Below are 11,610 nucleotides of genomic sequence, written 5' to 3'. Positions count from 1 at the left end.
GTTAGCCACGCTCAGGCAAGGTAATGGTGCCGTTGGACACCTCTTCGGCGAACATCTCGGCGGTGCGCAGACCGGCCGCGGTCATGATGTCCAGGTTGCCGGCGTACTTCGGCAGGAAGTCGCCCAGACCTTCCACTTCCATGAAGCAGGAGACGCGGTTGCCGTCGAAGATCGGACCATTGACCAGGCGGTAGCCCGGTACGTACTTCTGCACCTCTTTCACCATGGCGTGCACGGATTCGGTGATGGCGGCCTGATCCGGCTCGCCTTCGGTCAGGCAGTGGATGGTGTCACGCATGATCAGCGGCGGCTCGGCCGGGTTGATGATGATGATCGCCTTGCCTTTCTTGGCACCCCCAACCTTCTCCACGGCACCGGCCGTGGTACGGGTGAACTCGTCGATGTTCTGGCGCGTGCCCGGACCGACAGAACGGGAGGAGACGGTGGCGATGATTTCGCCGTACTCGACCGGCTGTACGCGGCTGACTGCCGCGACCATCGGGATGGTCGCCTGGCCACCGCAGGTGACCATGTTGACGTTCATCTCCAGGTTCTTGGCGTGCGCTTCCAGATTCACCGGCGGGACGCAGTAGGGACCGATGGCGGCCGGGGTCAGGTCGACCATGATCACGCCCAGCTCGTTCAGCTTGCGGCTGTTCTCGGCATGGACATAGGCAGACGTGGCGTCGAAGGCGACGCGGATATCGTCTTCAATCACGTGCGGCAGCAGACCGTCCACACCGGTGGCGCAGGTCTTGATGCCCATCTCTTCGGCGCGCTTGAGGCCTTCGGAGGTCGGGTCGATCCCGACCATCCAGACCGGCTCGATCCACTCGGAGCGCTGCATTTTCATCAGCAGGTCGGTGCCGATGTTACCCGGGCCGATAATGGCCGCTTTCAGTTTCTTGCTCATTGATTTAACACCCAATCAGATAATGCTCAGAACCAGTTGATCCGGTTTTTCCGCGTAGAGGCGCTCGACATCCACGCCACGCGTTTCCAGCATCTTTCTCTGGTTCAGGTTGCCCTTGTCAGTCACTTCTCCCTTCTCGATTTCAGCGGGAGTATCCAGCACCACCAAGCGGCAAACCTTTTGTGCCGATCCTTTGGCCACCTGGGCCATCAGCGTCATCGCCGTATTCAGCTCTTCACGGACATGCGGCTCCTGCATCAATTCAGAACCAGTCATCGTTCCGCCCTTGTCCTCGGCCAGCTTGCGCATACGGGGACCCGGAATGACGAGCAAGCCTAGATAGTCACGATCATGCCCGGTCACCACCACATCGGTTACCAGGTCACCGAAGAACTTGTGTACCTGAGCACGAATACTGGCAACACATACCCAGGTGCCCGTGCTCAGTTTGAAATCCTCGGACACTCGGCCATCGAAACGGATACCCGCTGAGGCGTTATCAGGGTCCTGCAACAGGCCGGCATCCCCAATCCGATAAAAGCCTTCCTCATCAAACGCCTCTGCTGACTTCTCGGGGTCATGGAGGTATTCGTTGAAGACTATCGGTCCCTTGATGCGCATCTCCAGCTTGGAACCGTTAGGCACGAACTTGATCTCCACCCCCGGGAAAGGCACGCCGATGTTGCCAGGCTGATCCAGCCGCCAATGTACGTTGGTGATGGCAGGTGCCGTTTCGGTCGCGCCCCATTCGGTGGTAAAGAACACATCATTGCCCGTGGCTTCACAGAGCTGCTTGAGCTCATCCCACACAGGCCTGGACAGGGCTGCTCCGGCATAAAACAGCATGTCCAGGTTGGAGAAGAAGGACTGGCATAGCGCCTGATCATCCCGCATCTGCTCCAACAGGACCTCATAGCCCTTGGGCACATTGAAAAACAGGTTCGGCTTTACATGACGGAGATTGCGGATGGTTTCGCCGATCAGACCCGGCAGCGGCTTGCCACTGTCGATATAGAGCGAACCACCATTGCGCAACACCAGGTTGAAATTGTGGTTGGTGCCAAAGGTGTGACTCCAGGGCAGCCAATCAAGCACTCGTGGCGCTTTCGTTTCAACAAAGGGCCAGTACTGTGCAATCATCTGCTGGTTGGAGCACATCATGCGCTGCGTATTGACCACGACCTTTGGCGTCCCGGTCGAGCCTGACGTCAGCATGTATTTGGCGTGAGTATCAGGCCCAATGGCCGCAAAACGGCGATCCACCTCTTCAGATGCCTCGGTTTCCAGCATGGCCTTGAGACAGTGAACCCCGCTGCCCTGCTCGATATTGCGTGAAGCGATGAACAGGTCGACGCCCTTGCACGCATCAAAGGATGCCCGGAACAGCTCGGCATCATCCGCAAACACGGCGCAGGGGTTGAGTTTGGCGATAATCGCCTGCAAGCGATCATGGGAGCGTGACATCAGAGAATAGGCCACTGACACAGGTGTAACCGGTACACCGATATACATGGCAGCCATCTTGATCAATGCATGATCAACCGAGTTACCGGATAGAATGACCAGTGGCCGCTGACCATCACTTTCCAGCCCCAGATCAATCAGCCCCTGAGCCACGGCCCTTACACGGGTGCGAAACTCGGCATAGCTGACTTCATCCCAGGTGCTGCCGTGACGCTCGGCAATAAACACCTGCCCCGGGCGTTCTTCTGCCCACCTTTCCAGCCAGTCACCGACACAACGATCATAGGTTCCCAGCTCCGTCTCTGATCTGACAATGAAGACACCGTCAGCTCGACTTTCGACTGCTATACGAGTGTTCGGTAGCTGCGCAAAAACATCTGCACTCATCTTAAAACCTTTAGAATCTTATTGTTATCAGTCAGTTAACCGGCTTTCAGCACCAGCTCATCGAGCTGATCAAAGCTGAATCTGAGCTGCATGCCCGGCTCGATGCTGACCATCGGCGCCATGGCACCCGACAGCACAAGGTGCCCCTTTCGGATCGGGGTGCCCAGATCATACAGCTTTCGAGCCAGCCACCAGGTTGCGTTCAACGGATTACCCAGACAGGCCGCCCCGGTTCCATGAACGGGATCACCGCCTTCCGTCTCGATGGACACACTCAGGCGGGTAAAGTCCACCCCAGAAGGATCAAACCGTTTGGCACCCACCATGTAGAGAGCCGAAGAAGCGTTGTCGGCAACGGTATCAACGATATTGATTTTCCAATCACGCACCACGGAATCGACGATCTCCACCACGGGCATGAAACAATCGATCTCGGCCAGCATCTCGGTAAACGTCAGATCCTTTCGATCGAGATCATTCTTGAAAATGAAGCCGATCTCGCCCTCTGCCTTGGGAGCAATCAGTTGCGAGCAATCGATCAGCGCACCAGAGCGGCGCTCCATCTCGGCGAACAGAACACCGTAATCGGGCTGATCCACCCCCAACTGCCGTTGAACAGCTTCGGAGGTCAAACCGATCTTATAACCGGTTACGCGCCCACCTTTCTCCAGTCGCTCACGGTTGACCAGCTGCTGAACTGCATAGGCGTCATCCATGCCAAAATGGGGATAATCCGCCGAAATGGGTCCGGTCGCACACGCGTCTGTTCTGGCTTTAATTATGCGCTGTGCTACAGCATTGAACTCTTCCTGACTCATTTACAGGTATCCCTCTGACAGGTTTTTCATGTGCTTCAGAGCTGAGACATACTCTTCATGCAATTCATCTATGATCTGGCTTGCTGATGCCACTTCGCGGGTTGCCCCCACACCTTGCCCAGCCGACCATACGTCTTTCCAGGCCTTGTTGGCCGTTGAGATGTTGCCCGAAAAGTCGATCGGCTTGCTTGAAGCTGCCTGCTCAGGCTGAATGCCTGCCTTTTCCAGACTGGCTTTCATCCAGGTCGCATTAACACCGCTGACCGCCGTGGTTTCAACAATATCCTCAAGGCCGGAGGCGACCAGCATGTCGCGATACTCGTCACTGGCGAAGCTTTCCTGTGCGGCGATAAAGCGCGTACCCACGACCACAAAGTCAGCCCCTGCTGCCTGCATCGCCAGCACATCCCGTCCGCGCGATACACAGCCTGCGACCCCCAGAGGACCATCCCAGAATTCTCGCACTTCGTTAATGAATGCCAGCGGGTTGTATCTGCCGGTATGGCCGCCGGCACCACTGCACACCAGAATGAGGCCATCCACTCCCGCCGCAATCGATTTCTTCGCCATGGCAGGGGTGATCACATCCGCGAAAACCTGGCCGCCATAGGCTTTTACGGTATCGGTCACCCGCGCCGGCGAACCCAGTGCGGTGGTCACGATCGCAGGCTGATAACGGCGCACCAGCTCCAGCTCGGCATCGAAACGATCGTAGGAAGAGTGCACGATCATATTGAGCAGCCAGGGCAGCTGCTCTTCGTGCAGCTCGGCGTGAATCTGTGCCAGCCACTCATCAAGTGTCTCGACGGTACGGGCATTCGCCGCCGGGAGTGCGCCAATCACTCCGGCACGGGCACCGGCAATCACCAGCGCTGGCGAAGACACCAGAAACATCGGCGCCACCAGTAGTGGCAGCCGCGTACGTTGGAAAATATTCATTATTGTTATGCTCCAGTTATATGACTGGGCCTGCCCGTTACCGGGCGACCCAGCCACCATCACTGTGGATAACGCTTCCCGTCGTCATCGGGGACTGTTCGCTGGATGCTAACACTACATAAAGTGCGGCGTGGTCCGCCGGCGATGCAATCCGCTTCAACGGCACGGCGTTGGCCGCATTCTCATGGAAGCCTTGAATCTGGTTCAGCGGCTGGGCACGTCCTGAAATCCCCTCTACCGATTTCATTTCGGTATCGGTCGCCCCGGGAGACACTCCGTTGACGCGCACATCCGGTGCCATCTCGTAGGCCAGCTGTTTGATCATGCCAACGACTGCATGCTTCGAGGTGACATAGAGAATGCCCCCGCCGCCCGGATAGAATCCGGAATTGGACACTGTCAGAATGATGCTGCCGCGGCTTTTCTTCAGCTCTTCCTGTGCGGCTCGAACGCCGTTGAGATACCCCATCACATTGACGTGAAACAGGCGATCAAAGTTTTCGGCCAGGCTTTCCGGAGCGATCTTGCGCAGCGGCACGAAGTAATCAAACAGCGCGGCATTGCCCACAAAAATATCGAGTTTGCCAAAGGCGGCGACCGTATCGGCCACCGCACGCGCATTATCCTCGTAGCAGGTCACATCCCCCCGTACCGTGATCAGCCCCTCCGGGTAATCACGCTTGAGCGCTTCGAGCTTGTCGGCATCGATGTCGAACACCGCGACTCTGGCTCCTTCTGCCAGATAGCGCTCGACCACGGCGCGACCGATGCCGTCTGCACCGCCTGAAACCAGAGCAACCTTGTTATCAAGTGCTGTCATGCTGCACCTCAGAGGAAGGTGTTGATGTTTTTGCAGGTCAGCGTCGCATTCGGGATCAGGATCAGGCGTTTCTTGATCTTGAAGCGGTCACCATCAGCCACGATCAGGTCCTGTCGGCGGCCATAGATGACATACTCTTCATCCAGGCCACGACTGCGCACACTCTGGAAAGTGGAATAAACGATAAACTCCCCGTCGGTTTCACCGTAGTAGACCTCCACATTGGTCAGCTGGTGTACGTTTCGGGTTGCCGGGTTTTCAGCCCAGGCTGAAGGCTGCTGGAAGCGCGCGACGCGCCGTCCAAGATCACGCAAGCGGTCATCAAAGAATGCCATGTGATCAGCCGCGTAAAAGCCGTGCTCGAGCAGATTTTCACGGCGACGGTTTTCGATACCCGGCATCCAGTAGTGGATATCCTCGTGCATCAGCGCCAGCCAGTCATCAAAGCGCTCATCGTCCAGCAGGCGGTATTCGTAGTTCAGAAAATGAGTGATGCGGTAATGCTGTTCGGCAGATACCGGACGCAGTTCATCATACAGAGCAGTCATTATTCAGCCTCCGGTTTGCCAACGTTACGATTGGGAACTTCACTCCAGCTGCGAGAGTTGAGCATGTCGTACCAGTACTGGTAGAAGGCACGCGAGTTGGCTTCGTTCAACTGACCTTCATAAACGTTACCCGGCAGCGGTGTTTCGGTGAGCAGGCTGTCCATTCCGAGCCCTACAAACAGATCCTGCTGAGCCGTGACACGACCCTTGGCAGTTTTGGTGCAGTACTCCCAGTTTTCTCCGTCATCCATCTCAAAGACACCGGTCGGAGAGAACGTCATCATCGCGCCCTTGCGCCACTTTTCCTTTACCTCTTCCGGAGCACTCTTGTTCACCACGACCCAGGTGAACAGTTCCATCTTGTTCGGCCCACGCGGCTGCCATACACGTACAGTGTTCTGGCCCGGCAGGAAGGAGAAGTTCGGGAAGATGGTGCAGGAGGAGACTGAGCCGATCATGTTGGAGCGGAAGTCACCCAGACGCTCAGCAACGGACGGCTTGATGGTATGCAGGTACTTGTTCAGCGCACTCTCACCCAATACCGCCACATTGCCCACGGTATCGAGGGCAAATTCATAACCATGACCGTTCCAGTTGACGGAGTAGGACTCTTCGAAGTCACTCACCTTGGCCACGGCACCGCCAAGCATGGCACGTGCGGCAGAATCATGCGTCCAACCGGCATGCAGAATATCGCCGACAAAGTTTTCAGCCGCGATTTTCCAGTTGCATTCGTAAGTGGAACGAATGCAGCCGCCGACAAACTCGGTGCCACCCTCCTGATTGTCGAACAGAGCATCCATATACCAGGCAATCGGACCCAGGTACTCCTTCAGCGTTGGCGCTTCTGGATCAAAGGTGGCAAAGACCAACCCCTTGTAGGAATCGACCTTGGCAACTTCTTTCAGGCCCCACTTGGACTTGTCAAAGTTGCTGTCTTCGTAGACCCCTGATTCATGCTGGCCGACCAGGTTACCCTCGACGTTGAAAGACCAGCCATGGTAGTTACAGATAAAACCTCGAGTGCTGCCGGACTCGGCAAAACAGACCTTGTTGCCGCGGTGCGGACAGGCATTCAGGAACACCTTGATGCCGCCGCTCTTCTGGCGGATCACGATCACTTCATCTTCACCCATGGTGGTGGTGATGTAGTCTCCGGTGTTCGGGATCTGGGATTCGTGTGCCACAAACAGCCAGCAGCGTGCGAATACCTTTTCCAGCTCCTGTTCGTAGATCGCCTGATCGTAGAAGATCTTGCCTGCAATACGTCCGTTCTCAAGGTCACAAACATCCTTGAGGCCGGTCAATGAATCCGTTACATCGAGTGTTTTAATTATATTTCCCATGGTCTGACACCTTTTAGCCTTAGCCTTAGCCTTTCGCAATTAACGCCGGATCTGCCTCAATCAAGGCAAATATCTCGTCACCCTCAATTTCGACCGGATAGGTTCTCAGGTCGATTTCGCAGGGGAACCCCTGCGCCTTGCCGGTCGGTATATGAAACTGTCCCCAGTGCACGGGGCAGGTGATCATGTCATCTTCGATATCTCCCTCGGCCAGGGATGCTGTGGCGTGCGTACACAGATCCGCGGTCGCGTAATAGTGGCCGCCGAGGTTGTACACCGCGATGTCACCGAACTCGGCGTTATCGATTTTCTTGACCTGGTTTTCAGCAAGCTCTGACACCTTGCACAAAAACACCTTTTCAATAACTTCCATTACTGCTCAGCCTTTCTTCAATTCAATAAAGCCCAGACCGGTCACCCACTCCGGCACCGGCTGATACTCGATCAGCTCTCCCCTGGAGGCATTTGCGGCAGCCATCGCACAGATGAAGTTGCGAATCTCCATAGCGCCGTTGCCGCCGTTTTCCAGCACCTGCTCATCGGTATAAGCCGCCAGCCCGTCGATGTCGGCATTGCAGCAGAGGTCGATAACCTGATGATCGAACGCCTCGTTGACCTTGCCGGTTTCCTTGACCCCCACCCAGTGGCTGATGCCGCCACTGCCGATCACGAAGAGCTGTTCATCGCTGTCGAATGACTCCACTGCGGCGCGAATCTGCTCACCCAACTGACGCGCGCGCGCCTTGGTGATAAACGGATCAACGGCACTGGCCAGATACACCGGTATGGCCGTAATGCTGCGACCACTGATCTCTTCGGCACGGCGAACAATCAGCTTGTAGGGAATGGAGAACGCGTGATCCGTGGTAAACGAGCGTGCGACCGCCCAATCAAAACCACTGTCTGAGCCCTGTTGGGCAATGTGCTGCGCCAGCGCTTCGTGGTTGCTCACCTGCTCCTTTTTCAAGCCCGGCAACTGATCAAGCGGACCTTCAACATGACCGGTCGCGATGCAGTATTTGGGCAGGCAAGTGGTGCCAAACAGCATGTAGTGATCATTGCCGATGATGATGACGCTGGAAGCCGCGCTGTCGGCCAGGCGCTGGGCACAGGTCTCATAGGCATCCCACACTTTCTTTGCTTTATCAGCCTCGGGCGCATCTGGCGCCACGAACATGACCGGGTCATGCGGAACCAGAAAACCGCCAGTAATCTCTGCCATAGTGCTTACCCCTTGATTGATGCGGAGTGGGCGGAATCAGAGCCCAGCTTGCGGTTATAGGAAGAAACCCGGCGATCCGGCGACATCTCGATCCAGTAGCCAAGCGTCAACATCGGATTCACGCCCTCTTCCTGCATCGCCTTGACGTCAAACTCGAGAATCATGCGCGCGCCTTCTTCATCGAGCGGAAATCGTCCAAGGAATTTCTGCGGGTCTTCGCGGTATTTTTCCTTCGAGAAACGATCCACGGAGAGACTCCAGAGGATGCGTTCAAGCACGTCCCGCTTCATGCGACACCTCCGATGAAGGTGTTCAGAATATTGAGGAACTTCTGCTTCTGCTCGGTCTGTACCCAGTGGCCGCACTGACCAAACACATACAGATCGCTGTTGGGGATGTTCTCGGACAGCACGCGACCACACTGCACCGGCACCACATTATCTTCACGCCCGTGCAGGATCAGGGTCGGAGCCTGAATATGCTTGATGGCCTTTTCCGGGAAGCCCTTGACCAGGGTTTCACCTTCGGTGTTCGGCTGCGGAATCAGCTTGCGCAGAGCATCCTGGGCACCGGGTCGGGCGCTGGCTTCATAGCGGGATTGCACCAGCTCATCGGTGATCAGAGACGTGTTGTACGGGAACAGCTCCATCAGAGCGCGCATGTTTTCCACTGACGGCTCGTACAACCAGGCACCCGCCAATCCTTTGGTCTGTACAAACGTACCTGCCGGCGTACCCAGCAGTACCAGCTTATCCAGACGCTCGGGGTTGAACAGCGCCAGACCGATACCAACGGCACCGCCGAAGGAGTTACCAACCAGAGAGGCCTTATCCAGACCGATGGCATCCATGAACTCGACCAGATGATTGACCCAGAACTTGATGTCGTAGTGGGCATCCTCCTTGAATTCGGTAAAACCGAAGCCGGCAATATCCGGAACGATGACATGGAAGTTTTCTGCCAACTGATCCATGACACCATTCCAGTTGGTCCAGCCGGATACACCGGGACCTGAACCGTGCAGCAGCAACAGAGGTGCTCCGGCACCGCATTCAAAGTACGCCGTTTCATGACCGGCCGCCTGAACAAACTTGCGATCTGACTCTTTCATCACACCTCCGAACATACAGTTGTGTATTCGGATACTAGTGACAACATACAGAACCGTCAACAAAAACCCTTCCTGTCATTCAAACCCCACACCATCAAAAGCTGAAATACAACCCAAGAAATAAATATAACTTTTTGTTTTTTATGCATATAAATGTTCAAAGTTAAACTTTTGGCTAACACTTCCATGACAGATGACATGCGCCACCAAATACGCGAAAATCCAGACCGTAACAATACATAGGTGTATTCATGAAAAATCGACAACAGACCGTTGAGCAGTCTCTTGGGGACAATCATCACAGACATGAAGTATTCAAAACCGACCATGCCACCCATCAGGTTCTGATCTATTCCACCTGGGCAGGTATTACCGATTTCGAGCGCAACATTGCCGAACGGTTAAACACGTCAGGACTGGACGCTGTTGTGATGGACTTTTTTGGCCGTCACTGCGACCTGTCCACGATTGAAGCGCGGCGAGAGGCCATGCTGGGTTACACGCGAGACTTCAAGGCGATGACGGGACACTTGCACCGGCTGAACGCCTTCGTGCTGGCGCATACCGGTCAAACGACCATGACCAACTCGGTGATGGGATTCTGTCTGGGCGGCATGTGTGCAATGCTCTCGGGCCTGACACAGACCGGCCTTGCACATGCCATCAGCTTCCACGGACTGCTTTCCTTTCCCTTGAACGCTCCACCGGCCGACCCTGCCACCCGTTTCATGATTTTGAATGGATTGGCCGATCCCATGGTGCCGGAGGCGGATATTCGAACCACCGAGCGCTACTTTGAACGCCACCAGCTGGATCTGACGTTCATCAACTTCAGCCGTACGCAGCACTCTTTCATGCTGCCGGACGCCAACAACCCTGAAAACGGAGTGCAGTACAATCCGGAAGTCGCCGAACGAAGCTGGCACTATGCGGTCGACCGGCTGCAAAGGTTCGATTGATACCACTTCCAGGCTCCAGCCGGGTACAGCTTTACCACAGGGATTGTTTATAATCCTCGTCCCGTTCACACCCAGCTCGGAGCCAGACCATGCCAGCCACCGCCGCTATCGCTCACCGCCTGACACGTCGTACCGGTGACCAGTCCTACAGCCTGCGTGAAGCACCTTTTGACCGAGAAGGGCTGAATAACCGTCTGCTGGCTGAGCTCAAGCCGCTGTTTACTCGTCGCGCCAGCAAGCGCTACGGCTGCTTTGCTGACGAAGCCACGGTATTCAAGGGACTGCTGGTGAACTGGCGTGATCAAAACCTTGGGTTCACCCAGTTCACAGCCAAGGTGATCGAACATCTGGCGATGCTGATGGAACAGGAAGATCTGGAAACCGATGGCCATTGGCTGTTCGTCGAAGAAGAGCTGGAAGCCGCGCACCGACTGTGGATCGCCCAGCTAAAACAGAAAGATGGCCTTCTGCTCAACAACGATAACGACCTGCAGGAAACCGGCTATATCGACTTTGCCAAGACCGGACTGTGCGCCTGCATCGATCTGCACGAGCTCAGCAACCCCGATGGCAAGCGCTACCTGACACTGAGCTTTGGCTTCGGCGACCGCCCACTGCAGCAGCCCCTGATGGTTTTTTTCGGTTTCACCGATACCGTTGATACTCAGGCCGATACCGAGCGTTTCATGGAAGTGGTCAGTGACTATGCCGAATCCATGCCGGAAGAGAATGCCAAACGCTACCAGAAGGAAGTCGCCGAGTTCTGCATGGAGCAGTCAAAGGAAGGCGCCGCCGTCAACTACCGCGAACTGGCCGGCAGCGTTGACTCGGTCGCCGAAGTATCGCTGGATGAATTCATAGCGGAGCGCGCCCCCGAGATGAAGGAGGAGTTCATCCCGGATCGCAGCAGCCTGAAAAAATACATCCGTTATACCGGACGCACCAAGGAGGTCTCGATCAGCTTCAGCAACGAGTCGCTGGGCAGGTCGATCACCTTCGACCCCTCTACGGAAACACTGACACTGAAAGATTTGCCTTCAGCACTGGTGAAGCAGCTCAAGGGAGAATAACCCGGCTGACGCG

The 11,610-nt window shown here is 55.9% G+C and carries 13 protein-coding genes; 2 read left to right on the top strand and 11 right to left on the bottom strand.

Going from position 1 to position 11,610, the window contains the following annotated elements:
* Nucleotide 1 precedes the first annotated feature (1 nt).
* The 11 genes from LN244_RS04510 to LN244_RS04460 are packed head-to-tail and all read right to left on the bottom strand — an operon-like array spanning nucleotide 2 to nucleotide 9,568.
* On the bottom strand, nucleotides 2-913 hold the full coding sequence (locus LN244_RS04510; RefSeq protein WP_239041655.1) for an acetaldehyde dehydrogenase (acetylating): 912 nt from the start codon (nucleotides 911-913) through the stop codon (nucleotides 2-4).
* A gap of 15 nt (nucleotides 914-928) precedes the next feature.
* Nucleotides 929-2,764, bottom strand: coding sequence for a feruloyl-CoA synthase (locus tag LN244_RS04505; RefSeq protein ID WP_239041654.1), 1,836 nt, complete (start codon nucleotides 2,762-2,764; stop codon nucleotides 929-931).
* Between the two features lie 35 nt (nucleotides 2,765-2,799).
* Nucleotides 2,800-3,582, bottom strand: coding sequence for a 2-keto-4-pentenoate hydratase (locus tag LN244_RS04500; RefSeq protein WP_239041653.1), 783 nt, complete (start codon nucleotides 3,580-3,582; stop codon nucleotides 2,800-2,802).
* Nucleotides 3,583-4,521 (bottom strand): NAD(P)H-dependent flavin oxidoreductase, encoded by a 939-nt coding sequence (locus LN244_RS04495; RefSeq protein WP_239041652.1) that lies wholly within the window; start codon nucleotides 4,519-4,521, stop codon nucleotides 3,583-3,585. It lies immediately after the preceding gene.
* Between the two features lie 37 nt (nucleotides 4,522-4,558).
* The gene (hcaB, locus tag LN244_RS04490; protein ID WP_239041651.1) at nucleotides 4,559-5,341 is read right to left on the bottom strand and encodes a 3-(cis-5,6-dihydroxycyclohexa-1,3-dien-1-yl)propanoate dehydrogenase; all 783 of its coding nucleotides are present in this window, start codon (nucleotides 5,339-5,341) and stop codon (nucleotides 4,559-4,561) included.
* 8 nt (nucleotides 5,342-5,349) lie between these two features.
* Entirely contained in the window at nucleotides 5,350-5,889 is a 540-nt protein-coding gene (locus LN244_RS04485; protein ID WP_239041650.1) for a 3-phenylpropionate/cinnamic acid dioxygenase subunit beta, read from the bottom strand.
* On the bottom strand, nucleotides 5,889-7,235 hold the full coding sequence (locus tag LN244_RS04480) for an aromatic ring-hydroxylating oxygenase subunit alpha (RefSeq protein WP_239041649.1): 1,347 nt from the start codon (nucleotides 7,233-7,235) through the stop codon (nucleotides 5,889-5,891). The genes LN244_RS04485 and LN244_RS04480 overlap by 1 nt, the downstream gene beginning before the upstream one ends.
* A 25-nt stretch (nucleotides 7,236-7,260) precedes the next feature.
* Nucleotides 7,261-7,608 carry a non-heme iron oxygenase ferredoxin subunit gene (locus tag LN244_RS04475; protein WP_239041648.1) on the bottom strand — a complete coding sequence of 116 codons (348 nt, stop codon included), beginning with the start codon at nucleotides 7,606-7,608 and terminating at the stop codon, nucleotides 7,261-7,263.
* A 6-nt stretch (nucleotides 7,609-7,614) separates the two neighbouring features.
* Complete coding sequence (locus tag LN244_RS04470) at nucleotides 7,615-8,457, bottom strand: DODA-type extradiol aromatic ring-opening family dioxygenase (protein ID WP_239041647.1); 843 nt, start codon at nucleotides 8,455-8,457, stop codon at nucleotides 7,615-7,617.
* A 5-nt stretch (nucleotides 8,458-8,462) separates the two neighbouring features.
* Nucleotides 8,463-8,747: a hypothetical protein gene (locus tag LN244_RS04465; RefSeq protein WP_239041646.1), complete on the bottom strand. Its 285-nt coding sequence runs from the start codon at nucleotides 8,745-8,747 to the stop codon at nucleotides 8,463-8,465.
* Nucleotides 8,744-9,568 carry an alpha/beta fold hydrolase gene (locus LN244_RS04460; protein ID WP_239041645.1) on the bottom strand — a complete coding sequence of 275 codons (825 nt, stop codon included), beginning with the start codon at nucleotides 9,566-9,568 and terminating at the stop codon, nucleotides 8,744-8,746. Before LN244_RS04460 ends, LN244_RS04465 begins: the two co-directional genes overlap by 4 nt.
* Before the next feature lie 251 nt (nucleotides 9,569-9,819).
* Here LN244_RS04460 and LN244_RS04455 point away from each other — a divergent pair, with 251 nt between their 5' ends.
* Nucleotides 9,820-10,527 (top strand): dienelactone hydrolase family protein, encoded by a 708-nt coding sequence (locus tag LN244_RS04455; RefSeq protein ID WP_239041644.1) that lies wholly within the window; start codon nucleotides 9,820-9,822, stop codon nucleotides 10,525-10,527.
* Nucleotides 10,528-10,616: 89 nt separating this feature from the next.
* The gene (locus tag LN244_RS04450) at nucleotides 10,617-11,597 is read left to right on the top strand and encodes a nucleoid-associated protein (RefSeq protein ID WP_239041643.1); all 981 of its coding nucleotides are present in this window, start codon (nucleotides 10,617-10,619) and stop codon (nucleotides 11,595-11,597) included.
* Nucleotides 11,598-11,610 lie beyond the last annotated feature (13 nt).

Origin of the sequence: Marinobacterium sediminicola, from assembly GCF_022343685.1 — a bacterium.
Taxonomy (GTDB): Bacteria; Pseudomonadota; Gammaproteobacteria; order Pseudomonadales; family Balneatricaceae; genus Marinobacterium; species Marinobacterium sediminicola.
This window is presented reverse-complemented; position numbering and strand designations above follow the sequence as displayed.